We start from the raw sequence: 22,390 nt of genomic DNA, 5'->3' as shown, positions 1-22,390 counted from the left end.
TATGAAAAAGTGACTGTTCCGTGACGCTATTGTTGCAGCCTAGCGATTTCTCACAAGAGCGTGAACATAGGCCTAAGACCAATGCGGTCGGTTAACGGAGACCGCATAATCGCGCCTCCAATCACCCGTCAGCGAGGGAGTCGCAATGACAAGGTTGAAGAATGCGGCCTGGGCCAAGGCCGTCTGTGCCGCTGCTGCCATTACGGTCGGCGGGGTCGCGGCCTGGGCGGCGGACGACATCATCCAGACGCGCCAGGCCGACATGAAGGAAATGGGCAAGAGCCTCAAGGCGATCAAAGGCATCATCGACGCCGGCGGCAATGCCGCGGACGTGGTGGCGCCGGCCAATAAGATCGTCGAGGTCGCCGGCCTCATTCCTTCCCTGTTCCCCAAGGGCTCCGATCAGGGCAAGACCGCCGCGCTGCCGAACATCTGGGAAAACTGGGACGCCTTCACCAAGCATGCCGACGACCTGAAGACCGAGGCGACCATGCTCGCCTCGGCCGGCCAGTCCGGCGATCTCGCGACGGTGCGCGCGCAGTTCGACAAGACCGCGAAGATGTGCGGCGCCTGCCACAAGGATAACAAGAAGAAAGAAGACTAATTCAGGACATAGACCAGGATCGGCGGCACCGCGGCAATCGCGGCCACGATCAGAGCCCGAAACGGCGAGGCGAAATCAGCCTCGCCGTTTCCTTTTGGCAGAATCGCGCGACCGGTCACCATGGCCCGCACCAGGTTCTCACGCTTCCAGACCAGATAAACCGCGATCACCAGGACGTGCAGCGCGATCAACGCCAGCAGGATGTTGAACATGGCTCCGTGCAGGTTGCCCGCGAGCTTCGCCGTGGCTTCCGAAACGTTGTCATAGAACGGGCCCTCGAACACCACGTCGTCGGCGTTGAACAGGCCGGTGAACGCCTGGATCCCGACCACGAGCAGCAGGACGACCACCATCAGGCCGCCGCCGGCATTGTGTCCGAAGGCATGCGATGGTTTCCGCGCGAACATGGTCTTCATATAGGCAACGACCGCGCCCGGTCCCTTGATGAACTGGGTGAAGCGCGCCGTCGATGACCCGACGAAGCCCCAGAGGATGCGAAACAGGATCAGCCCGCCGATGGCGAGACCGATCTGGTAATGCGTTTCCATCCAGCCGTTCTCCCCCGTGATCCAGGCGGCGACGATGCCGATCACCAGCAGCCAATGGAAAGCGCGGACATAGGGGTCCCAGACCCGGACCGGCGCGAGATCGGCGGTGACGGTGGATGAATTAGGCGCCATGGAGATTGCGCTCCTTTTGTCGAAGTGCGGCACGGCTGCGCGTGGTCGGCCTTTCCATCGTGGTCTCCCAGGTCTGGCTGGGCGCGAACCACTCGCCGACGATATCGACCAGGGCCCGGATCTTGGGGCTGGAATGGCGGCTCGGCGGATAAACGACGAACAGCGTCAGCGGATCCGCCGGGAACTTGGTCAGGATCGGCACGATGGTCCCCTTTTCGAGATCCTGTGCGAGCAGGAACTCCGGCAACATGGCGATTCCCTCGCCGTCGCGCAGCGGTTCCAGCAACAAATGTCCGTGATTGGCATGGATGGTCCCGCGCACCTTCACCTGGCCCCCTTTGGACCCACCACGGCCCTTAAAGCTCCATTCGAAGGGCCGGCTGCTCAAGGTGTAGATGAAGCAGTTGTGCCGGGCCAGATCCTCCGGCTTCTGTGGCGTGCCGTGAGCTTTGAGATAGCTCGGCGCCGCCACGACGTGGATCGGAATCTGGCGGATGCGCTTGGCGATGAGCGTTGAATCCGGCAGCGTCGCGCGAATGCGGATCGCCGCGTCGAACCCCTCCTCCACCAGGTCGACCAGGCGGTCGGTTGCCTCGACCGACACGGTGAGCTTCGGGTGGCGGCGGCTGAGTTCCGACAGCATGGCGGAGAGGCAGACCTGGCCGAAGGCGCTGGGCACGCTGACCCGCAAGGTTCCCGACGGCTCGGATTGCAGATGCCGGACCGCCGCATCCGCCGCTTCCAGTTCATCGAGCAGGCCCACCGCGCTCTCGAAATAGGCCTGGCCGGCATCGGTCGGGTGCAGCCGACGGGTGGTGCGGTGGATCAAGGTAGCGCCGAGATAGGCCTCGAGTTCGGAGACCTGCTTGGAGACGGCGGCCTTGGAAAGCCCGAGCTGGCGCGCCGCCGCGGAAAATGAGCCGAGCTCCAGCACCTTGCGGAAGCTTCGCATCGCCGCAACCTGATCCATCGCCATTCCCGCATTGTTCCCATTGCGTTGACAATCTTATCACTTCAAGGGCGATTGTCACCGGTCCGCTCCGGCACGAAGTATCAGGCCCCTACCCAGAAGATTCCCCGGAGAGAGTCATGACCAAAGTGCTGGTGCTTTACTATTCGAGCTACGGCCATATCGAGAAGATGGCGCAGGCCATTGCCGAGGGCGCCAATAAAGTCGGCGGCGCCGAAGTCGTCCTGAAGCGCGTGCCGGAGACGGTGCCGGCCGACATCGCCAAGCAGCACCATTTCAAGTTGGACCAGGCGGCGCCGGTCGCGACCGTGGACGAGCTCGGCGACTACGATGCCATCATCTTCGGCACGCCGACCCGCTACGGCAACATGGCCGCGCAGATGAAGACCTTCCTCGACATGACCGGCGGGCTCTGGATGAAGGGCGCCCTGGTCGGCAAGGTCGGCAGCGTCTTCACCTCCAGCGCCACCCAGCATGGCGGCCAGGAGACCACGATCACCAGCTTCCACACCGTGCTGCTGCATCACGGCATGGTCATCGTCGGCCTGCCCTATTCCTGCCAGGCGCAGATGGGCGTCGATGAGATCAAGGGCGGCTCGCCCTACGGCGCCTCGACCATCGCCGGCGGCGACGGCAGCCGCCAGCCGAGCGAGCAGGAGCTCGGCATGGCCCGCTTCCAGGGCGAGCACGTGGCGAAGATCGCGGCGAAGCTCAGCAAGTAAGCTGACAATCGCGGAGCAGCACGAACGGCCGGAGCAAGCTCCGGCCGTTTTGCGTTGCGGGCCCTGCCGTGGACGGCCATATAGCTTCCATCCCCGATGATGGAGTCTGTCCGATGCTGACGCTCGATGCGAAGCGCACCGCCCTCGTCCTGATCGATGTGCAGAAGGGGACGCTGGGCTTCAATCTCTCGCCGCATGGCCCCGCCGACATCGTCGCGGCCGCGACGCGGCTGGCTGATGGTGCTCGCAAGGCCGGTGCAATGCTGGTCTATGTGCGCGTCGCCTTCGCCGCTGACTATGCCGACCGGCCGCAAGGCCTGACCGACGTGCCGATGATCCTGCCGCCGGGCGGCCTGCCGGCGGATTGGTCAGACTACGCGCCGGAAATCGCCGCCATCGCGCCGGACCTCTGGATCACCAAGCGGCACTGGAGCGCGTTCCATGGGACCGAGCTCGACCTGCAGCTGCGCCGGCGCGGCATGACGCATCTGGTCTTCGGCGGCATCGCGACCAATTTCGGCGTCGAGTCCTCGGCGCGCGACGCCTGGCAGCACAACTACACTGCCGTGATCGCCGAAGATGCATGCAGCAGCGTCGGCCCCGAGCTGCACCGGTTCGCGATCGAGAAGACTTTGCCGCGGGTATCGCTGATCCGCTCGAGCGCGGAAATCATCGCGGCGCTCGCCCAATAAAGTCGTCATCCCCGGACTTGATCCGGGCATCTGTCTTCGTCGACACGAGACCCGCGGATCAAGTCCGCGGGTGACGACCAAGAGATCGTCAGCTGCATACACCCCCGCGTGGCCGACAAACACGATTGACAGCGACGCGAATTTCCCCAATATCGGCGGCGGGTCACGCTCCCCCAACGGAGCGCATCGTTCTGGAAGGAACGCCGATGACACGTCCGACGGGGCGGCCTCAGCGGCCGCTTTTTTCGTCTGGGCCCTGCGCCAAGCGCCCGGGCTGGACTCTTTCCCTCCTTGAAAACGCGGCGCTCGGCCGCTCGCACCGATCGAAGCCCGGCAAGGCCAAGCTCGCCGCGGTGATCGATCAATCCCGCAAGATTCTCGGCGTGCCAGCCGACTATCGCATCGGCATCGTGCCCGGCTCCGACACCGGCGCGGTCGAGATGGCGCTCTGGTCGCTGCTGGGGCCGAAGCCGATCACCGTGCTCGCCTTCGAGAGCTTCTCCAAGGACTGGGCCAAGGACATCACCGGCCAGCTCAAGTTGAACGCAACGGTGCTGGAAGCGCCCTACGGCGCGCTGCCCCAGCTCAAGGCGATCGACTGGACGCATGACCTGGTGTTCTGCTGGAACGGCACGACCTCCGGCGTGCGCCTCCCGGCGTCGGACTGGATCCCGGCCGATCGCGCAGGCCTCACCATCTGCGACGCGACTTCCGCCGCCTTCGCGATGGACCTGCCCTGGGACAAGCTCGATGTCGTCACTTGGTCCTGGCAGAAGGTGCTGGGCGGCGAAGCCGCGCATGGCATGATCGCACTCTCGCCGCGCGCCGTCGAACGCCTCACCACCCATAAGCCGGCCTGGCCCTTGCCCAAGGTCTTCCGCATGACGGCAGGCGGAAAATTGAGCGAAGGCATCTTCAAGGGCGAGACCATCAACACCCCCTCGATGCTTTGCGTCGAGGATCAGCTGGACGCTCTCGCCTGGGCCGAACGGATCGGCGGCTTGAAGGGGCTGATCGGGCGCACCGAGGCCAACGTCGCGCAGATCTCCGACTGGGTCGCGCGCAGCACCTGGGCGGCCTTCCTGGCCGAGGATGCCAAGACCCGCTCGACCACCAGCGTCTGCCTGAAGATCGTCGACGCCTGGTTCCTGGCGCTGAGCCCCGAGGCGCAGCAGGAGGTCGCCAAGCAGCTGGCGGCGACCATCGAGGCGGAAGGCGTCGGCTTCGACCTCGGCGCCTATCGCGATGCGCCACCGGGCTTGCGCATCTGGTGCGGCGCCACCGTCGAGGCGACCGATATCGCGGCGCTGCTGCCCTGGCTGGACTGGGCCTATGCGCAAGTCAAAGCCAAGACCGAGAAGGCGGCCTAATCATGAGCAAACCGAAAGTCCTGATCGCCGACGAGCTCGCCCCCGAGGCGGTGCAGATATTCAAGGATCGCGGCGTCGATGTCGAAGTGAAGACCGGCCTCAAGCCGAAAGAGCTGATCGAGATCATCGCCGGCTTCGACGGCCTCGCCGTGCGCTCGGCCACCAAGGCCACGGCCGACGCTATCGCCGCGGCGAAGAAGCTGAAGGTGATCGGGAGGGCGGGGATCGGCGTCGACAACATCGACATCAAGGCCGCGACCGCGCGCGGCATTTGCGTCATGAACACGCCGTTCGGCAACAACATCACCACGGCCGAGCATACCATTGCCATGATGATGGCGCTCGCGCGGCATATCCCCTTGGCCGACCGCACCACCCATGACGGCAAGTGGGAGAAATCGCGCTTCGTCGGCGTCGAATTATACGCGAAGGTGCTGGGCGTGGTCGGCTGCGGCAATATCGGCTCGATCGTCGCCGACCGGGCGCAGGGCCTGAAGATGAAGGTGATCGCCTTCGATCCGTTCCTGTCGCCGGAACGCGCCGTCGATCTCGGCGTCGAGAAAGTCGATCTCGACACCCTGCTGAAGCGCGCCGATTTCATCAGCCTGCACACGCCGCTGACCGACCAGACCCGCGGCATCATCAACGCCGAGGCGCTGGCCAAGTGCAAGCCGGGCGTGCGGCTGATCAACTGCGCCCGCGGCGGCCTGGTGGTCGAGGCGGACCTCAAGGGCGCCCTCGATTCCGGCCAGGTCGCGGGTGCGGCGCTCGATGTCTTCTCCGAGGAGCCGGCGAAGGCGAACATCCTGTTCAACCACCCGAACGTGGTCTGCACGCCGCATCTCGGCGCCTCTTCGACCGAGGCGCAGTTCAACGTCGCGGTGCAGGTCGCCGAGCAGATGTCCGACTTCCTGTTGCACGGCGCCGTCACCAACGCGATCAACATGGCCTCGGTCACGGTCGAGGAAGCGCCGCGTTTGAAGCCATATATGAAGCTCGCCGAGCAGCTCGGCGCCTTCGCCGGCCAGGCAACCGAGACCGGCATCCGCAAGGTGATCGTCGAGTACGAGGGGCATGTGGCCAGCCTCAACACAAGGCCGCTGACCGCGATCCTGCTGCAAGGCCTGCTGAAGCCGCAGCTCGATTCGGTGAACATGGTCAACGCGCCGCTGGTGGCCAAGGAGCGCGATATCGAAGTCTCCGAAGTGAAGACCGACCGCGAGGGCGACTTCCACACGCTGATTCGCTTGAGCGTCGAGAGCGAGCGCTGGCGGCGCGACGTCGCCGGCACGCTGTTCGCCGACCAGCGCCCGCGGGTGGTCGAGATCAAGGGCATCAAGATCGACGCCGAGCTCGGGCCGAACATGCTCTACGTCACCAACGAGGACAAGCCCGGCTTCATCGGCCGCCTCGGCACCTTGCTCGGCGACCACAAGGTCAACATCGCGACCTTTGCGCTGGGCCGCTCGGCCCCGGGCCAGGACGCGATCGCCCTGGTGGAGATCGACGGCGCCCTGCCCAACCACCTGATCGACGAGGTCCAGGCGCTCCCCGGCGTGAAACAGGCCAAGGCGCTGAACTTCTAGCGCGGGATCGGCGAGCGACGGCGCTTTCCTTCTTCCCGCCCCCAAAGCTGGGTGCGGGTCCGGGTTGATGCGGGCCGAGTGCTTCATGCATTGCGCTGACGGTTGATCCAGTGCTCAATTGCCTGGCCTCGACCCACAGGAAGCAGCCATGGCCAAGAGCATCCGCCTCGACAAGCTGAAGCCCCTCGCGAAGCTGGAGGAGGCGACCTATGACGTACGCCTCACCGAGCTGCAACGGAAGCTGGAGCGGGCGCAACATGCCTATCTCTTCACCGGCGACCGCGCGGTCATCGTGTTCGAGGGCATGGACGCGGCCGGCAAGGGCGGCACCATCCGGCGCATTGCCTGGGCGCTCGATCCCCGCAGCCTCAAGGTCTGGCCGATCGGCGCCCCGGATGCGATCGAGCAGAAGCAGCACTATCTGCAGCGCTTCTGGATCCGGATGCCCGCCAACGGCCAGCTCGCGGTCTTCGACCGCTCCTGGTACGGGCGGGTGCTGGTGGAACGAGTCGAGGGCTTCGCCAAGCCGGAGGCCTGGAAGCGCGCCTATGGCGAGATCAACGCCTTCGAGCGGCAGCTGCACGACGAAGGCATCCGCGTCATCAAGCTGTTCCTCTCGGTCACCAAGGACGAGCAGCTGAAACGCTTCGAGGATCGCCTGCGCGACCCGCTGAAGCGCTGGAAGCTCTCCTACGAGGACTTCCGCAACCGCGAAAAGTGGGACGACTACGTCAAGGCGATCGAGGACATGTTCGACAAGACCTCGACCAAGCACGCGCCCTGGCACGCGATCCAGTCGGACCACAAGCCCTCGGCCCGGCTCGCCGCGATCGACGTCATCGTCGACGCCTTGCACAAGGGCATGAAGTGGAGCGAGCCGATCATCGACCCCAAGGTGCTGAAGATCGCACACAAGGAGTTCGGCGACGTGCCCCTGGTGGAACGCCGCGGCAAGCCGCGCAAGAGCCGCGGCGACTAGGGGATTAGGCTGAGCTTCAGGCCCTCATGGCTGGCGACGAAGCCGAGCGCCTGGTAGAAGCGCAGGGTATCGTCGCGGGACTTGTTCATCGCCAGCTGCACCATGCCGCAGCCGCGCCGCCGGCATTCCGCGATCGCCCATTGCAGCAGCACATGGCCCAGCCCCTGCCCGCGGCGGGACGAGGCGATGCGGACGCTCTCGATCTGGCCGCGCAGCATGCCCTTCAGCGAGAGTCCGGGGATGAAGGTGAGCTGCAGATAGCCGACGATCTCGCCGTCCTCCTCGAGCACCGCCGGAAACTGGTTCGCGTCGCGCTCCATCGCGGCGAAGGCCTCGGCGTAAGCCGGATCGCCCGGCGCCTCGCGCGACTGCCCCAGCACGTCATCGGCCAGCATGGCGACGATCGCCGGCAGGTCGGCGCGGCCGGCCTTGCGGACCGCGGCGGTCACGGCGTCGGTGCGAGTTCATAGAACAGCGCCAGCGTCGCCAGCGCCAGGAGCGCGCCGATCACCGCCGACCAGAGCCGCCGACGCAGATCCATGCCGGCCCGCGATCAGGCCCGGCGGATATGATGCAGGCGCGAGCGCCAGCGCTCGATGGTGCGGGCGACCAGGCCGGTGTCGGTGGTGTCGTTGGACCAGGCCTCCATGAAGGACTTCACCTTCTGCCTGGGCCGCGCCGAGGCCGGCAGCTCGTTGACCGTGAGGCGCGTGGGAAAGGCAACGCCCTGGCCGAACACGATCGCCTCGCGGGTGTTGAGCGCGGGCAGCGCCTGCATCAGGCCCGCCGCCGAATCCGGCAGCGCGTTCTTCACGAAGGCGAGGTCGCGCTCGTTGCCGAGGCGCAGGGTGATGATGGTGCCGCATTGCGACACGATCGACGGCGAGACTTCGGACGGACGTTGCGAGATCACGCCCAGGCCCACACCGTACTTACGGCCTTCCTTCGCCACCTGGCCGGCGGCGTGAACCGCGAGCGAGATGGTCTTGCCGCTGCGGTCGTCCCAGAGATAGCGGTGCGCTTCCTCGCAGACCAGCACGGTCGGCACCGCGCCCTCCTCCCCGCTCCAGACCGCGAAGGAAAAGATGGTGCGGAAAACGACCGACACCACCACGTCCACGATCTCTTCGGGAATGTCGGAGAGGTCGATGGTGGTGATCGGCTTGCCTTCGACCGGGATGCGGGTCAGCTGGCAGATCACTTCGCCCATCACGTCGCGGACGAATTGCGGACCGAACATGAAGCCGTAACGGTCGTCGGAAGTGAGCTCCTCCAGGCGATTGAGGACCCGGAGATAGCTCTGGATCGCCTCGGGATTGTCCAGCTTGCCCATCATGTCGTTGATGATGCGGCGGAAATCCGAGAGGCGGAACGGCACCGGGCTGTCGAGATTGAGACTGGAAGTCGAGGTGCCGGCCGTCGCGGTCGTCGGGGCCTTCGAAACCCCACCGGCGGCGATGCCCGCATAGAGCGTCTTCGCCTGCACCACCGCCTCGCGCAGGATCTTCACCTCGGAGGCGTATTCGGATTCCGGCAGCACCTTGAAGACCGCGCAGAGCTCCTTGAACTGCAGCATCCAGTAGGGCAGCCGCAGGGTCTGGAGCGTCAGCCGCTCGGTCATTCCGGCGAAGGCGCCTTCGTATTCGTTGTGCGGATCGAGCAGCACCATATGCGCGTTCGGCAGCCGCTCCAGGATCGCGCGGAGGATCACCGAGGTGGTCGAGGTCTTACCCGAGCCGGAGCTCCCGAAGATCGCGAAATGCGTCCGCAGCAGGTTGTCGACATCGAGATAGATGTCCTGTGTGCCGTTGAACTCCGCCTTGCCGATATGGACCGTGCTGGTCGAGGTGGTCTTCACCACCGAGCCGGCATCGGCCTCGGCAACGGTCAGGACCGGCGAGCCGATCGCCGGCCAGCGCGCCACACCGCGCTTGAAGTCGGACCCGCCGTTGGGGTTCGACACGAACTGGCCGACCAGGCTGATGTCCATGACCGCGCCCTTGTCGGCGCCGGCGCTGCGGATCGCGGAGACGATGCCAAGGACACGGGCTGTCCCGCTCTGCACCTCGACCATGCTGCCGACAGTGACGCCCTGATCGCCGCCCGACCCCGACTGGGCCGCGCTGAGCTGGGCTGCATCCATCAAGGCTTTGATGTTGGAGCCGGTGACTTCCGTCACCTGGCCAATCTGCGCCGGCATCGACTGATTCTCCCCAAACCCTTGATCAAGCTGGTCTGCGCCCACCGCCCAGCCGATTCCTGACGCATTATTAGCTGGCGGGCGCGCGGATTCCAATCGCGGCAGTTCGGAAAATATTCTTTTCGGGCAAGGATTTGCGGGGAACCCGGATTTACGATTGGGTAACGGGTCTATTCTATAGTTTTTTCAATGAATACTTGTTTTCCTATTATCATTACAGAACAGATCGAAATCATGCCGAGTTTGTCTAAAAACTATTCGGAGAAAGGGGCGATCCAGCCGTGATCGCCAGCAAGGAGCAGACCTGGTATTCGAACCCGGATCTGGGGCTGCCGGCTCTGTCCGAGGTCCGCACCATCACCTTTCCGAAAGACGCCCTGATCGCGGCGATCAAGTTCCTGGCCGCCGCCGCCAACCAACCACTGCCGCCCGGGCGGCTGGAACGTTGCGCGGTCCGTTCGGAGCCGGATATCGCGGTCACCTTGGGGATTCGCGACGACAGCAGTGGGGAGCTGACCGAGCGGGAATTCACCGCCGAGCAGCTGGGTGCGGCAATGATCGCCTATTGCCGCCAGGTCGGCGTGCCGCTGCCGCGGGCCGCCGAAAAGTCGCTGTCCGCTTCGGGCGACAATCTTATGCTCTGCGTCCAGGTCCGGGCCCGGAGCACCAGGCTGCTGCACCACCTCGATGCCCAGCGTTTCGCGGCCAAGCCGAAATAAGCCAGGGCCTAATAGGACGGCACTCCGCAATCCTCGCCCTGCTCCGAAAATTCGGCTAGCCTCTGCCCCTGCCGTTGCCGGATGTGGAGCCCGCCGCGGATGAAGCCGATGCAAGAGCAAGAAGACCTGCCGGTCTATCGCAAGATCGCGGTGATCCTGCATGACAGCATCAAGGCCGGCCGCCTGGCGCCGGGCACGATCCTGATGGAAGGCTCGCTGGCGGCGATCTTCGGGTCGAGCCGGACCCCGGTCAAACAGGCGCTGAGCGATCTATCCGAGCGTGGCGTGATCCAGCGTTTCGAAGGGCGTGGCTTCGTGGTCGGCTCCGCCAAGGCGCCGCGGCGCGTGCCGGTCACCGCCGGCCTGCTCGGCCTCGATGAGGCCAATCCGGAGCTGCCGCGCACCTGGGCCTGGCAGCGGATCTACGACAGCGTCGAACGCGCGCTGATCTTCCACTCCGCCTTGGGCAAGTTCCGGGTCAACGAGGTCGAGCTCGCCCGCCACTACAAGGTCGGCCGCACCGTCGCCCATGACGTGCTGGTCCAGGCGCAATCGACCGGGCTGCTGGCGAAGGACGAGCGGCTGCGCTGGTACGTGGTGCCGCTCGATGAGAAGCGGGTCTGCGATCTCTACGACCTGCGCGAGCTCCTGGAGCCTAAGGCGATGGCCGCCGGCATTGGCCGGGTGCCGGCCGAGGTTCTGGCCGGCATGGCGGCGCGGCTGGAAGCGGCGCTCGCCGCCTATCCCAACGTCAGCGCCGCCGAGATGGATGCGCTGGAGCATGATCTCCACGTCACCATGCTCGGCTATTGCGAGAACAAGGAGATCATGGAGGCGTTGAAACGCACCCGCTGCCTGCATTTCACCCAGAAGCACATGCTCGGCGCCCAGGTTTCCTATCCCGCGACCGAACCGTTCATGGCCGAGCATCTGGACATCGTCCGGCCCATGCTGCGCAACGACCCGGCGGAAGTCGAAGGCCGGATGCTGGCCCATCTCAAGACCGCGCGGGCAAAGGTGATCGATCGCCTGGCCGTTTTCCGGAGGAGCTTCGCCGGCTCGGATCTCCCTTATATCGGCTGAACCGGGCTCGCCAAGACGTCCGGGCAATTGTATGAACATTGCATGCGAAAACCGGTCGTGTTAGCGTCGCCGCAACAAGATCGCGCGAGGTGACGCGCGACGATGAGGACAGGGGCCGAATTTCAGATAAAGCTGCTTTCATGCTGTCGCCTCCGGCGGAGGAGACCAAGAAGGCGTGAGACCCGACACAAGAAACCACGAACATCGTCATCACGGGAGAACGGAGGATACCCCATGCTTAAGAAGACTCTGATCGGCGCGACCGCGATTGCCCTGGCGATCGCCAGTGCCAGCGCCATGGCCGACACCAAGGACAAGAAGATCGCGCTCTCCAACAACTACGCCGGCAATTCCTGGCGCCAGGCGATGCTGAAGAGCTGGGACAAGGTGACCAAGCAGGCGGTCGCCGACGGCGTCGTCGCCGCGGCCGATCCCTTCACCACCTCGGAGAACCAGGTCACCGAGCAGGCGGCGCAGATCCAGAACCTGATCCTGCAGGGCTACAACGCGATCGTCGTCAACGCCGCCTCGCCGGATGCGCTGAACGGCGTGATCAAGCAGGCCTGCGACGCCGGCATCGTCGTCGTCTCCTTCGACGGCATCGTGACCGAGCCCTGCGCCTGGCGCGTCGCCGTCGACTTCAAGGCGATGGGCAAGTCGGAGATCGACTATCTGAAGGCCAACATGCCGGACGGCGGCAATCTGCTGGAGATCCGCGGTCTCGCCGGCGTGTTCGTCGATGACGCGATCCATTCCGGCATCGAGGAAGGTGTCAAAGAGAACCCGCAGTTCAAGATCGTCGGCTCGGTCCATGGCGACTGGGCGCAGGACGTGGCGCAGAAGGCCGTCGCCGGCATCCTGCCCTCGCTGCCGGAGATCAAGGCCGTGGTCACCCAGGGCGGTGACGGCTACGGCGCGGCCCAGGCCTTCAAGGCCGCCGGCCGCCCCACCCCGCTCATCATCATGGGCAACCGCGAGGACGAGCTGAAGTGGTGGAAGGAGCAGAAGGACGCGAACGGCTACAAGACCATGTCGGTCTCGATCGCGCCGGGCGTCTCGACCCTCGCCTTCTGGGTGGCGCAGATGATCCTCGACGGCCAGGAAGTGCCGAAGGACCTGACCGTGCCGTTCCTGCGCATCGATCAGGACAATCTCGAAGCCAATCTCGCCAACACCGAGAAGGGCGGCGTCGCCAACACCGAGTACACGCTGGAAGACGCCAAGAAGGTCGTCGCCGGCGCGAAGTAAATCAAGAAGGCCGTCATGCCCGGACCCCGCGGACGGGATCCGGGCATCTCGCTCCAGTCTGCGCGAGATTGCCGGGTCAAGCCCGGCAATGACGATTGATTTGAGAACGAGGACCATATGGGAACGCAGCCGGAGCAGATCGTCAGCCTGAAGGGCGTGGCGAAAAGCTTCGGCGCCGTTCGCGCCCTGGCCGGCGTCGACCTCGCGGTCGGCGCCGGCGAATGCCTGGGGCTGGTCGGCCATAACGGCGCCGGCAAATCCACCCTGATGAACGTGCTGGCCGGCACCCTCACGCCGGATACCGGCGCCATCGAAATCCATGGAACCGACCTGGCCGGCGGCTATTCGGTCAGCGCCGCACACAAACACGGCATCCGCTGCGTGTTCCAGGAACTCTCGCTCTGCCCCAACCTCACCGTGGCGGAGAACACCCGGATCATGCACCCGGCGCTCAAAGGCTTCGGTTGGAAGCAGCGCGCCGGGAAGCTGATCAAGGACAAGCTCGACGAGATCCTGCCCGGCCACGGCATCAAGCCGGGGGACACCGTCGGCGACCTCAGCCTCGGCCAGCGCCAGATGGTGGAGATCGCCCGCGCCTTCACCGTCACCGACGCGCCGCTGCACCTGGTCATCCTCGACGAACCCACCTCCTCGCTGGACGCCGCGACGGCCAGGCAGCTGCTGGAATTCGTCCGCCGCGAGATCGCGCGCGGCCGCAGCGTAATCCTGATCTCGCATCTCCTCGGCGAGATCCTGCAATATTCCGACCGCGTCGTCGTGATGAAGGACGGCAAGGTGGTCGCCGAGCGCCCGGCCGGGCAGTTCGATCGTGACTCCCTGGTCGGCGCCATGGGCACCGTGGTCGAGCATCGCGCCGCGCAGGAAGTGCGCGAGACCCGCGAGCGCAGCCGCGCCCCGGTCGTGGTGCGCGCGAAATCCGCGCTGCAGGCCGACGCGCAGGAACTGGTCGCGCATCGCGGCGAGATCATCGGCCTCGCCGGCCTCGCCGGCCACGGCCAGACCCGGATGCTGCTGCAGGTCTTCGCCGGCGCGGTCGATCGCATGCATGGCGTCGCTGTCCAGGGGCCGGTCGCCTTCATCGCCGGCGACCGCCAGACCGAGGGCATCTTCCCGCTCTGGTCGATCGCGCGGAACGTCACCGTGCGGTCGCTCCCGCGCATGCTGCGGCACCAGCTGGTCGATCCGCAGCGCGAGACCGAGATGGCGGAATCCTGGCAACAGCGGATCAAGATCCGCACCCCGGACATGGGCAACAACATCCTCTCACTCTCCGGCGGCAACCAGCAGAAGGCGGTGTTCGCCCGCGCCCTCGGTTCCGACGCCGAGATCGTGCTGATGGACGACCCGATGCGCGGCGTCGATGTCGGCACCAAGCTCGAAGTCTACGATCTCCTGCGCGCCGAGGCCGCCGCCGGCCGCACCTTCCTCTGGTACACGACGGAAATGGACGAGCTCACCCACTGCGACCACATCTACGTCTTTAGGAACGGCCGCATCGTCGCCGACCTGCCGCGCGAGGAGATGACCGAGCAGAAGATCCTGCAATCCTCGTTCAAGGAAAGCGCGTGATGATGCAGGCTCTCTACGGCGTTGCATTGACGGCGCCACAAACACCGCCGTCATCCCGGGACTTGGTCCCGGGATCCACGCCTTTCCATCTTGCAGCATCCAAGGCGTGGATCCCGGCGCCTAGCGCCGGGATGACGGCTGGGGTTGTTGTTTGTCCCGGAGCAAAACGGTGAACGCCGCTCTCCTCCTCAACCGCGATCTGCTGCGCCGCATCCTGCCGGGCGTATCGCTGGCGGCCCTGCTGATCCCGATCTTCATCATGCAGCCGATCGCGATGAGCCAGTTCGGCCTGACCCTGATCTTCCAATACGCGGTGCCGATCGCTTTGGCCACCATCGCGCAGATGTTCGTGATCGCCGTCAACGACCTCGATCTTTCGATCGGCGCCTTCGTCGGCCTGGTGACCTGCATCGCCGGGCTCTACCTGCCGACCGAGCCGCTCACCGGCGTGGTGCTGCTGCTGCTTTGCATCGCCGCCTATGCCGCGATCGGCGCGCTGATCCATTTGCGCAACCTGCCCTCGATCGTGGTGACGCTCGGCATGTCCTTCGTCTGGGCGGGGCTCGCCGTGCTGCTGCTCCCCACCCCCGGCGGCAAGGCGCCGGACTGGCTGCACGGCCTCATGAACCTCAAGGTGCCGGTGATACCCTTCCCGATCATCGCCGCGCTGGTCATCGCCGTGCTGGTGCAACTCGCCTTGATGCATTCCTCCTACGGCGTGGTCTTGCGCGGCGCCGGCGGCAACCCGAAGGCGGTCGCCCGCGCCGGCTGGTCGCTGCTGAAGACCAAGATGGTGATGTTCGGCCTCGCCGGCAGCTTCGGCGTGCTCTCCGGGCTCTCGCTGATCGGCCTCACCAGCGCCGCCGATGCGCATATCGCCGACCGCTACACGCTCTATTCCATCGCCGGCGTGATCCTCGGCGGCGGCGCCTTCATGGGCGGCATCGTCTCGCCGGCCGGCGCCGTGCTCGGCGCGTTGACCTTGGCGTCGGCGGGCTGGCTGCTCGGCTTCCTGCACATCTCGCCCGACTGGCAGATCGGCGCCCAGGGCGCCATCCTGATCATCGTCCTCACCTTGCGCGCGCTGATCAGCCGGGGGGCCGCGCGATGAGCGTCGCCACTCTTCGAAAGCTGCAACAGGCGCCCTGGATCTGGTCCTTCGTCGGCGCCGCGGCGGTCTGGATCGCCACCATCGCCTTCACCCGGGGCTTGGGCGCCGGCGAGATCGTCACCGCCGCTCTCTCCTTCGCCTGTTTCACGGTGATCGTCGGCACCGGGCAGATGCTGGTCATCACCACCGGCCCCGGCAATGTCGATCTCTCGATCCCGGCCACCATCACGCTCTGCGGCACAGTCGCCATGAAGGTGATGGACGAGCAGAACGCCCTGATCGCGGTCGGTATCGTCGCCGCGCTCGCCGCGGGTGCCGTGGTTGGCGCGCTCAACTACGCGCTGATCCGCTTCCTGCGGATCCCGCCCATCATCGCCACGCTGTCGATGAGCTTCCTCGTGCAATCCAGCGCCATCGCCTATAACCGCGGCATCCGCATCAAGCCGCCCTCGATGCTCGACGCCTTCACCACCGGCGAGACTCTTGGTGTCCCTTGGCTCGCCGTCGTCACCATCCTGTTCTCGGTCGTGGTCGGCGTCATCGTCGGGCGCAGCTATTACGGCCGCGCGATCTCCGCCATCGGCCAGAACGCCCGCGCCGCCTGGCTCGCCAATATCCCGGTCGAGCGCTTCCGCTTCCTGACTTACGTCGCCAGCGCCCTGCTCGCCGCGATCTGCGGCATCCTGCTGGCCGGATTCTCCGGCGGACCGGCGCTCGACATGGGCGCGGAATATCTCTTGGGCTCGATCGCCGTCGTGGTGATCGGCGGCACCTCGGTCGCCGGCGGACGCGCCTCGGTTCCCGGCATCTGGGGCGCGGCGCTCTTCATGTTCCTGCTGGTCACCATGCTCAACACCTTCGGCGCCAGCGCCGGCATTCGTCTGGTTGCCACCGGCCTCATCATCATCGCCGTCATCGCCATCGCCGGCGGCGAGAAGGAAAGCCGCTAAGCTTCCACACTCCAGCCCCAATCGCGCCGGAAAGGCGCCGGACTCCCCCGCTATCCCTGCAGCGCCAGCAACGGGGGAGTCGCCATGCGCATTCTCATCATCAACCCGCCGCATCCGGCGATCGGCAGCCGGATTCCCGACGACCACCTGCCGCCTTTGGGCCTGCTCTCGATCGGCGGGCCGCTGATCGATGACGGGCATCAGGTGCGCCTGCTCGACGCCGAGTTCGGGCCGATGCCGCTCACCGCCATCATCCGCGAGGCCATCGCCCACGCGCCCGACGCCGTGCTGATCGGCCATTCCGGCTCGACCTCCGGCCATCCCGCCGCCACGGCGATCTTCAAGGCCTTGCGGCAGGCTCTGCCCGCGGCGCGCCTCATCTACGGCGGCGTCTTCCCGACCTATCATTGGCGCGAAGTCCTGGCGGAAGTGCCGGAGATCGACGTCATCGTGCGCGGCGAGGGCGAGGAGACCGCGCGGCGGCTGATGAACGCCCTCGACGGCGGCGGCGCGCTCGCCGACATCCCGATCGAGGATATCGAACTCGGCCATATCCCCGGCATCGCCTATCGCCGCGGCTTCAAGGCGGTCGCCACCATCCCCGCACCGACCATTCAGGATCTCGACGCCTATCGCATCGGCTGGGAGCTCATCGACTTCAAGCGCTACAGCTATTGGGGCGGCAAGCGCGCGGTGGTGGTGCAGTTCTCTCGCGGCTGCCCGCACTTGTGCAACTACTGCGGCCAGCGCGGCTTCTGGACCCGCTGGCGCCACCGCGATCCCCGCCGCTTCGCGGCAGAGCTGGCCCGGCTGCACCGCGAGCATGGTGTCGAGCTCTTTAACTTCGCCGACGAGAACCCGACCGTCTCGCGCAGTGCCTGGAAGACCTTCCTCGAGGCCTTGATCGCCGAGAAGGTGAACGTGCTCCTGGTCGGCTCGACCCGCGCCGACGACATCGTCCGCGATGCCGATCTGCTGCATCTCTACCGCAAGGCCGGCTGGATCCGCTTCCTGCTCGGCATGGAGAATACCGATCCCGCGACCCTGAAGCTGATCCAGAAAGGCGGCGGCACCGCCACCGACCGCCGGGCGATCCAGGAACTCCGCAAGAACGGCATCCTCTCCATGGCGACCTGGGTGGTCGGCTTCGAGGAGGAACGCGACCGCAACTATTGGCGCGGGATGCGGCATTTGCTCGCCTACGATCCCGACCAGATCCAGCTGCTCTATGTGACGCCGCACCGCTGGACGCCCTACTTCCGCCTCGCCGCGAACCGGCGCGTGATCCAGCTCGACCGCAGCCGCTGGGACTACAAGCACCAGGTGCTGGCGACGCGGCACGTACCGCCCTGGCGCGTGCTCCTCTGGGTGAAGCTCACCGAGGTGGTCTTGCAGGCGCGGCCGAAGGCGCTCCGGCGCACCTGGCTGCACCCCGACCCGGTGCTCCGCCAGAGCATGCGCTGGTATTCGCAGATGGGCCGCCGGGTCTGGCCGTTCGAGATCAAGAACTTCCTCATCCGCGACCGCCGCACCCAGACCGGCCCCAGCGTCGCCGCCTTCTGGGGCGGGCCGCAGGACACGGAAGAGGAGGCGCTGCAGGTGGTGAGAGCCAGACCCGAAGCGCGGAAGGTCGGTTAGGCCAAGGCCGTGCCGAGCTGGGCGACTTCGATGGATTCGGCGCGGATCGAGTCCAGCACCGCGCGGTGGAGCTGCTGGAACCGGGGGCTCGCCACCAGGTCGTAATGCCGGGGCCGTTCGAGATCGATGTCGATGATCTCCTTGATCCGGCCCGGGCGGTTGCTCATGACGGCCACCCGATCCGACATGTAGACCGCCTCTTCCACGTCATGGGTGATGAAGAGCACGGTCAGTCGATGCTTCTCCCAGATCCGGGTCAACAGCTCCTGCATGTGATGCCGGGTCAAAGCATCCAGCGCGCCGAAGGGCTCATCCATCAGCAGCATCTTTGGCCGATAGGAAAGAGCGCGCGCGATGGCGACGCGCTGCTTCATGCCTCCGGACAGCTCGCGCGGGTAGGAATCGGCGAAACCGTCGAGGCCGACCAGCTTCAGGTGATCCAGCGCCGCGTCCGCGGCTTCCTTGCCGCGCATCCCCGCCTCGCGCAGCGCGAACTCGACATTCTGCCGCGCGGTCAGCCATGGGAAGAGCGTGTAGCTCTGGAACACCACGCCGCGGTCGAGGCCCGGTCCGTCCACCGGCACGCCGTCCACCAGCACCGCACCCTGGTCGTGGGATTCCAGGCCGGCGACGATCGACAGCAGCGTGCTCTTGCCGCAGCCCGAGGTGCCGACCAGGGACAGGAACTCGTTGTCGCCGATCGCCAGATCGACGCCCTGCAAGGCGGTGACGGCGCGCGGCCCTTCGCCGAAAGTCTTCGAGAGGTTGGAGATGGTGAGTTTCGGCATCCCGGTCACCGCGGCGCCATGTAGCGGAACATGCGGCGGCCGAGCGCCTTCATCGCCTGGTCGGTGGCGAGGCCGAAGCAGCCCAGCAGCAGGATGTAGCCGATGATGAGATCGGTCTGGAAGAACCTTTGGGCAGTCGTGATGCGATAGCCCATGCCCGAGGTCGCGGCGACCAGCTCGGCCACCACCAGCCAGGTCCAGGCCCAACCCAGAGAGATGCGCAGCGAATCCCAGATCCCCGGCATCGCGCTCGGCAGCACGATGCGGGCGAGGATGCGGCGCTCCGGCATCTGCAGGGTGCGGCCGAGGTTGATGAAGTCCCAGGGCACGCCCTTCACATTGTCCATGATCAGCAGCACCTGCTGGAAGAAGGTGCCGATCCAGATGATAAGATACTTCTGCGTGTCGCCGGTGCCGGTCCAGAGGATGGTCAGCGGCACGAAGGCGACCACCGGCATGTAGCGGATGAAATCGACCACCGGCTCGACGATCGCCTCCCAGGCCTTGTAGCAGCCGATCAGCACGCCGATCGGCAGCGCAAACGCCGTGGAGATCAGGAAGCCGATGCTGATGCGGAAGATGCTGATCCCGGCGTCCTGCCAGAGCTGCCCCGAGGCCGCGAGCTCAGCGAGCCGCGCCACCACCTTGGGCGGGCTGGGGAGGAACAGCGGCTTCACCCATTCCTGCGCCGTCGCGATCCACCACAGCGCCAGCAACGACGCGAAGACGACGATCGATATCCCAACGAACTGCACGCGCGTGATCGACGCGGTCAGGCGGAAGAGAGAGTTGGGTTTCCTGGTGGGCATGGTCATACAGTTCGCACTGGATCTCTCGACGATGCGAAATCAGAGAATGCTCCGGCTGCATCAACCCCCTTCCTGGCCTTCCCCCATCTTGGGGGAAGGAACTCTAGTGAAGAGGCTGTTTCAAGTGACGACTCTTGCCTGCTCCCGCCCCCAAGATGGGGGCGGGTTGGGGTGGGGGTTGATGCAGCCGTGATGCTGATATCGACCCTCGACGAGATGATCCAGCGCGGCGCTCTCTCTCAAGCCGCCGCCACGAAGCGCGGATCGATCAGGCCCGGGCCGTCGACATCCTTGGTCAGGATGCCGGCCTTGGTGGCGGCGTCCTTCACGGCGGGCATCACCTTGTTCTTGTAGTCGCCGCCGAGCTGCGTCTTGTTCTCGGCGATCGAGTAATAGGTGACGCCGTCAAAGGCGGTTGCGAGCTCTTCCGGCTTGGCGCCGACCGCTTCGGAGATGATCGCGCGGGCACCCGCCGTGTCGGCCTTGTAGGCGGCGAGCGCCGCGTCCCAGGTCTTCAAGAGCGCCAGGATCTGGCCCGGCTTCTCTGCGAGGAACTTGTCGCTGACCACCAGCACGTCGCTGATCAGCCCCGGCGCCACGCCGGCCTCGTAGATCATCTTGGTCTTCTTGTTCTGATTGAGCGCGAGCGTGAGGTAGGGCTCATAGGTGACCGCCACCGGCACCTTGCCGGCGATGAGCGCGCTGCCGGCATCGGCGGCGGGCATCGGCACCTTCTGGATGTCGGCGACGCTCATGCCGTTCGCGGCCAGCGCATAGTTCAGCAGGAGATCGCTGGTCGTCCCTTCCTCATAGGCGACCTGCATGCCCTTCAGCCCCTTGATGTCGGTGACCGAGCCGTCGGAGAGCATCGCGTCGGCGGTCATCGAGACGTCGAGCAGCAGCACGATCTTCAGCGGCAGGCCGGCGGCGGCGAAGGCCATCGCGGTGTGGGTGGCGATGTTGCCGCATTCCAGCTGCCCGCTGGCCAGCGCCGCGTTGAGGTCGGCGTCGGTGGTGAAGTTCACGATCTCGACCTCGTCCAGGCCCTGCTCCTTGAACAGGCCCTTCTTGGCGGCGACATGCCATTGTCCGTAGCCGAGCCAGGGCTCGATGCCCATCTTGATCGCGCCGGCTTCCGGCTTTGCCGGAATGTCCTGGGCGAAGGCGCTGCGGAACGTGCTGGCGACACCCAAAGCCGCGGCGCCGGCCATCAACTGGCGTCGGCTGGTCTGAAATTTCATGGAAGCCCCCTCTGTCTCGGTCGGTTGGAAATGAAGCTCGGAGTGTCGTGATTGGACCCGCTGCCGTCAACGACCTGTCACCGTTTGCCTCATGGATTCCGGGCAGAACCAATTGGTTCAATCGCATCGAGGAAGGCGGAGAGCGCGTCCCCTGCCCCTTCCTTGGGCGCGCTGCCCATCATCACGGCAATGCCGAGGCCGATGGCGGACGAAACCGGCTTATGCGATCCCGCGCCCGCCCGGAGGTTCATCACCAGGGTCGGGCAGCAGAACAGCGCCAGCTTCAACCGTCGCCGCCAGTCCTGCGGCAACTGGCCGCGCGCCTGCATCTCCCGAAGGAGCGGCCGCCACAGCAGTTCTGCCTTCCGCTCCAGGAACCGCGTCCGCAGGGGCGAGAGCGCCCAGTCGGTCTTGATCTCCAGCAAGTCGCCGCGGCGCGTCACCTCGGCCCGGAAGCGCGTCGCTGCAACCTGCGGCTCATAGAGCCAGTAGGGATGCGCGAAAATGTTGTGGAAGGTCGGCTTCACCTCGGCCAGCAGCGCCGGCACATGCGATCCCGCGAAGGCCGGATCGAACAGCGAAAGATGGGGCGGCGTCTGCGCCTCCTCATACCAGACATTGGCGTTGTGGGCGTCGCCATGCGCCGTGACACCCAAACCAGCGAAACGCGATGGATCGAGTTCGGCGAAGGCCGCATCGAACAAACTGCCGAGGCTGTCGCGATAAAGGACGCCGTTGAACGCGATCTTGAGATCGCGCAGATCGCGCCAGTTCAAGGTGATGCCCGGCAGCACGAAATCCTGGTCGCGATAGAAGGACGCGAAGCGCCCGCCGATCTCCCCCGGCCGATCGAAATCGCGCAGGCGTTCGTGGAACAAGCGATGGATCGGCTCGGCCCGCGATTGCTCCGGCGTGATCGGATGCAAGGTCCGCCGATAGACATCGGCCACCGCGCGATCGAGCGCCGCCTGCGCGGCGATCACCGGCGCCAGCTTCGCTACATCGCGCTCTTCATCCAGGTCGCGCGCGACCTCGGCGAGGCGCCGGTCCTGGCGCAGCCGATAGAGCAGGATCTGCCGGCCGGGCCGGGTGCTGGTCTCGACCGGGAGATCGACCGGCAGCCCCGCCTCGGCCAGGATGCGGGCGCGGTAGTATTCGCCCGACATCCGGTCCTCGCCCTCCTCCTGGTGGAACTTGAAGAAGAACGACCCGGCCGCGGTCTCGACGAAGCCGTTCAGCGAGTTGAGGCTATAGGCATCGCGGTTGATCGTGAGCTTGCCGACCGCGCGCCCGAATTCCTCGGCGATCAGCGCCGCGACCACGGCCTCCGCCTCGGCCACCCGCCCCGCCTGCATCAGCGCCCGCGCTTTCGCCGTCGGTGCGTCTTCTGTGCTCTCGCCCATCCCGTCC

Annotated in this window: 21 protein-coding genes; 13 read left to right on the top strand and 8 right to left on the bottom strand. The window is 65.9% G+C overall.

Annotation, left to right across the window (positions count from 1 at the left end; all coding sequences use genetic code 11):
• The first annotated feature begins 145 nt into the window (after nucleotides 1-145).
• Nucleotides 146-604 carry a c-type cytochrome gene (locus ACYQ4T_RS05700; RefSeq protein WP_459851315.1) on the top strand — a complete coding sequence of 153 codons (459 nt, stop codon included), beginning with the start codon at nucleotides 146-148 and terminating at the stop codon, nucleotides 602-604.
• Here ACYQ4T_RS05700 and ACYQ4T_RS05695 read toward each other — a convergent pair.
• Nucleotides 601-1,284, bottom strand: a complete 684-nt coding sequence (locus tag ACYQ4T_RS05695) for a cytochrome b/b6 domain-containing protein (protein WP_459851314.1) — start codon at nucleotides 1,282-1,284, stop codon at nucleotides 601-603. The two genes, ACYQ4T_RS05700 and ACYQ4T_RS05695, sit on opposite strands and share 4 nt — an antisense overlap.
• The gene (locus ACYQ4T_RS05690; protein ID WP_459851313.1) at nucleotides 1,274-2,260 is read right to left on the bottom strand and encodes a LysR family transcriptional regulator; all 987 of its coding nucleotides are present in this window, start codon (nucleotides 2,258-2,260) and stop codon (nucleotides 1,274-1,276) included. The genes ACYQ4T_RS05695 and ACYQ4T_RS05690 overlap by 11 nt, the downstream gene beginning before the upstream one ends.
• 113 nt (nucleotides 2,261-2,373) lie before the next feature.
• Here ACYQ4T_RS05690 and wrbA point away from each other — a divergent pair, with 113 nt between their 5' ends.
• From wrbA to ACYQ4T_RS05665, 5 genes are all read left to right on the top strand, one after another.
• Nucleotides 2,374-2,976: an NAD(P)H:quinone oxidoreductase gene (wrbA, locus tag ACYQ4T_RS05685; protein ID WP_459851312.1), complete on the top strand. Its 603-nt coding sequence runs from the start codon at nucleotides 2,374-2,376 to the stop codon at nucleotides 2,974-2,976.
• Between the two features lie 113 nt (nucleotides 2,977-3,089).
• Complete coding sequence (locus ACYQ4T_RS05680; RefSeq protein ID WP_459851311.1) at nucleotides 3,090-3,668, top strand: hydrolase; 579 nt, start codon at nucleotides 3,090-3,092, stop codon at nucleotides 3,666-3,668.
• Nucleotides 3,669-3,874: 206 nt separating this feature from the next.
• Entirely contained in the window at nucleotides 3,875-5,038 is a 1,164-nt protein-coding gene (locus tag ACYQ4T_RS05675; protein WP_459851310.1) for a phosphoserine transaminase, read from the top strand.
• A 2-nt stretch (nucleotides 5,039-5,040) separates the two neighbouring features.
• On the top strand, nucleotides 5,041-6,624 hold the full coding sequence (serA, locus tag ACYQ4T_RS05670) for a phosphoglycerate dehydrogenase (RefSeq protein ID WP_459851309.1): 1,584 nt from the start codon (nucleotides 5,041-5,043) through the stop codon (nucleotides 6,622-6,624).
• 148 nt (nucleotides 6,625-6,772) lie between these two features.
• Nucleotides 6,773-7,603: a polyphosphate kinase 2 family protein gene (locus ACYQ4T_RS05665; protein ID WP_459851307.1), complete on the top strand. Its 831-nt coding sequence runs from the start codon at nucleotides 6,773-6,775 to the stop codon at nucleotides 7,601-7,603.
• Here ACYQ4T_RS05665 and ACYQ4T_RS05660 read toward each other — a convergent pair.
• Nucleotides 7,600-8,052 carry an N-acetyltransferase family protein gene (locus ACYQ4T_RS05660; RefSeq protein ID WP_459851305.1) on the bottom strand — a complete coding sequence of 151 codons (453 nt, stop codon included), beginning with the start codon at nucleotides 8,050-8,052 and terminating at the stop codon, nucleotides 7,600-7,602. The genes ACYQ4T_RS05665 and ACYQ4T_RS05660 overlap by 4 nt on opposite strands.
• Before the next feature lie 104 nt (nucleotides 8,053-8,156).
• Nucleotides 8,157-9,803, bottom strand: a complete 1,647-nt coding sequence (locus ACYQ4T_RS05655; RefSeq protein WP_459851303.1) for an ATP-binding protein — start codon at nucleotides 9,801-9,803, stop codon at nucleotides 8,157-8,159.
• A gap of 281 nt (nucleotides 9,804-10,084) precedes the next feature.
• Between ACYQ4T_RS05655 and ACYQ4T_RS05650 the strand changes: the two genes are divergently transcribed.
• The 7 genes from ACYQ4T_RS05650 (at nucleotide 10,085) to bchE (ending at nucleotide 18,142) form a co-directional block, all read left to right on the top strand.
• A complete protein-coding gene (locus tag ACYQ4T_RS05650; RefSeq protein ID WP_459851302.1) occupies nucleotides 10,085-10,522 on the top strand; it encodes a hypothetical protein in 438 nt (145 codons plus the stop codon).
• A gap of 108 nt (nucleotides 10,523-10,630) precedes the next feature.
• The gene (locus tag ACYQ4T_RS05645; protein WP_459851300.1) at nucleotides 10,631-11,605 is read left to right on the top strand and encodes a GntR family transcriptional regulator; all 975 of its coding nucleotides are present in this window, start codon (nucleotides 10,631-10,633) and stop codon (nucleotides 11,603-11,605) included.
• Between the two features lie 234 nt (nucleotides 11,606-11,839).
• The gene (locus ACYQ4T_RS05640; RefSeq protein ID WP_459851299.1) at nucleotides 11,840-12,853 is read left to right on the top strand and encodes a substrate-binding domain-containing protein; all 1,014 of its coding nucleotides are present in this window, start codon (nucleotides 11,840-11,842) and stop codon (nucleotides 12,851-12,853) included.
• A 117-nt stretch (nucleotides 12,854-12,970) separates the two neighbouring features.
• The gene (locus ACYQ4T_RS05635) at nucleotides 12,971-14,443 is read left to right on the top strand and encodes a sugar ABC transporter ATP-binding protein (protein ID WP_459851298.1); all 1,473 of its coding nucleotides are present in this window, start codon (nucleotides 12,971-12,973) and stop codon (nucleotides 14,441-14,443) included.
• 169 nt (nucleotides 14,444-14,612) lie between these two features.
• On the top strand, nucleotides 14,613-15,554 hold the full coding sequence (locus ACYQ4T_RS05630; RefSeq protein WP_459851297.1) for an ABC transporter permease: 942 nt from the start codon (nucleotides 14,613-14,615) through the stop codon (nucleotides 15,552-15,554).
• Complete coding sequence (locus tag ACYQ4T_RS05625) at nucleotides 15,551-16,504, top strand: ABC transporter permease (RefSeq protein WP_459851296.1); 954 nt, start codon at nucleotides 15,551-15,553, stop codon at nucleotides 16,502-16,504. Before ACYQ4T_RS05630 ends, ACYQ4T_RS05625 begins: the two co-directional genes overlap by 4 nt.
• An 84-nt stretch (nucleotides 16,505-16,588) precedes the next feature.
• Entirely contained in the window at nucleotides 16,589-18,142 is a 1,554-nt protein-coding gene (gene bchE / locus ACYQ4T_RS05620; protein WP_459851295.1) for a magnesium-protoporphyrin IX monomethyl ester anaerobic oxidative cyclase, read from the top strand.
• Here the strand turns inward: bchE and ACYQ4T_RS05615 are convergent.
• The 4 genes from ACYQ4T_RS05615 to ACYQ4T_RS05600 form a co-directional block, all read right to left on the bottom strand.
• Nucleotides 18,139-18,930: an ABC transporter ATP-binding protein gene (locus ACYQ4T_RS05615; protein WP_459851294.1), complete on the bottom strand. Its 792-nt coding sequence runs from the start codon at nucleotides 18,928-18,930 to the stop codon at nucleotides 18,139-18,141. The genes bchE and ACYQ4T_RS05615 overlap by 4 nt on opposite strands.
• A gap of 5 nt (nucleotides 18,931-18,935) precedes the next feature.
• Nucleotides 18,936-19,739, bottom strand: coding sequence for an ABC transporter permease (locus ACYQ4T_RS05610; RefSeq protein ID WP_459851293.1), 804 nt, complete (start codon nucleotides 19,737-19,739; stop codon nucleotides 18,936-18,938).
• 239 nt (nucleotides 19,740-19,978) lie between these two features.
• Complete coding sequence (locus tag ACYQ4T_RS05605) at nucleotides 19,979-20,980, bottom strand: ABC transporter substrate-binding protein (protein WP_459851292.1); 1,002 nt, start codon at nucleotides 20,978-20,980, stop codon at nucleotides 19,979-19,981.
• Between the two features lie 89 nt (nucleotides 20,981-21,069).
• Nucleotides 21,070-22,383, bottom strand: a complete 1,314-nt coding sequence (locus ACYQ4T_RS05600; RefSeq protein ID WP_459851291.1) for a hypothetical protein — start codon at nucleotides 22,381-22,383, stop codon at nucleotides 21,070-21,072.
• Nucleotides 22,384-22,390 lie beyond the last annotated feature (7 nt).

Source organism: Dongia sp. agr-C8, from assembly GCF_054658695.1.
Note: the sequence above shows the minus strand (reverse complement) of the source record. Positions and strands in the feature narration are given on the sequence as shown.

Bases quoted from the DNA above. Each gene is read 5' to 3' on its own strand.
- ACYQ4T_RS05700 (WP_459851315.1), top strand. From the start codon at position 146: ATGACAAGGTTGAAGAATGCGGCCTGGGCCAAGGCCGTCTGTGCCGCT.
- ACYQ4T_RS05695 (WP_459851314.1), bottom strand. From the start codon at position 1,284: ATGGCGCCTAATTCATCCACCGTCACCGCCGATCTCGCGCCGGTCCGG.
- ACYQ4T_RS05690 (WP_459851313.1), bottom strand. From the start codon at position 2,260: ATGGCGATGGATCAGGTTGCGGCGATGCGAAGCTTCCGCAAGGTGCTG.
- wrbA (WP_459851312.1), top strand. From the start codon at position 2,374: ATGACCAAAGTGCTGGTGCTTTACTATTCGAGCTACGGCCATATCGAG.
- ACYQ4T_RS05680 (WP_459851311.1), top strand. From the start codon at position 3,090: ATGCTGACGCTCGATGCGAAGCGCACCGCCCTCGTCCTGATCGATGTG.
- ACYQ4T_RS05675 (WP_459851310.1), top strand. From the start codon at position 3,875: ATGACACGTCCGACGGGGCGGCCTCAGCGGCCGCTTTTTTCGTCTGGG.
- serA (WP_459851309.1), top strand. From the start codon at position 5,041: ATGAGCAAACCGAAAGTCCTGATCGCCGACGAGCTCGCCCCCGAGGCG.
- ACYQ4T_RS05665 (WP_459851307.1), top strand. From the start codon at position 6,773: ATGGCCAAGAGCATCCGCCTCGACAAGCTGAAGCCCCTCGCGAAGCTG.
- ACYQ4T_RS05655 (WP_459851303.1), bottom strand. From the start codon at position 9,803: ATGCCGGCGCAGATTGGCCAGGTGACGGAAGTCACCGGCTCCAACATC.
- ACYQ4T_RS05645 (WP_459851300.1), top strand. From the start codon at position 10,631: ATGCAAGAGCAAGAAGACCTGCCGGTCTATCGCAAGATCGCGGTGATC.
- ACYQ4T_RS05640 (WP_459851299.1), top strand. From the start codon at position 11,840: ATGCTTAAGAAGACTCTGATCGGCGCGACCGCGATTGCCCTGGCGATC.
- ACYQ4T_RS05635 (WP_459851298.1), top strand. From the start codon at position 12,971: ATGGGAACGCAGCCGGAGCAGATCGTCAGCCTGAAGGGCGTGGCGAAA.
- ACYQ4T_RS05625 (WP_459851296.1), top strand. From the start codon at position 15,551: ATGAGCGTCGCCACTCTTCGAAAGCTGCAACAGGCGCCCTGGATCTGG.
- bchE (WP_459851295.1), top strand. From the start codon at position 16,589: ATGCGCATTCTCATCATCAACCCGCCGCATCCGGCGATCGGCAGCCGG.
- ACYQ4T_RS05615 (WP_459851294.1), bottom strand. From the start codon at position 18,930: ATGCCGAAACTCACCATCTCCAACCTCTCGAAGACTTTCGGCGAAGGG.
- ACYQ4T_RS05610 (WP_459851293.1), bottom strand. From the start codon at position 19,739: ATGCCCACCAGGAAACCCAACTCTCTCTTCCGCCTGACCGCGTCGATC.
- ACYQ4T_RS05605 (WP_459851292.1), bottom strand. From the start codon at position 20,980: ATGAAATTTCAGACCAGCCGACGCCAGTTGATGGCCGGCGCCGCGGCT.
- ACYQ4T_RS05600 (WP_459851291.1), bottom strand. From the start codon at position 22,383: ATGGGCGAGAGCACAGAAGACGCACCGACGGCGAAAGCGCGGGCGCTG.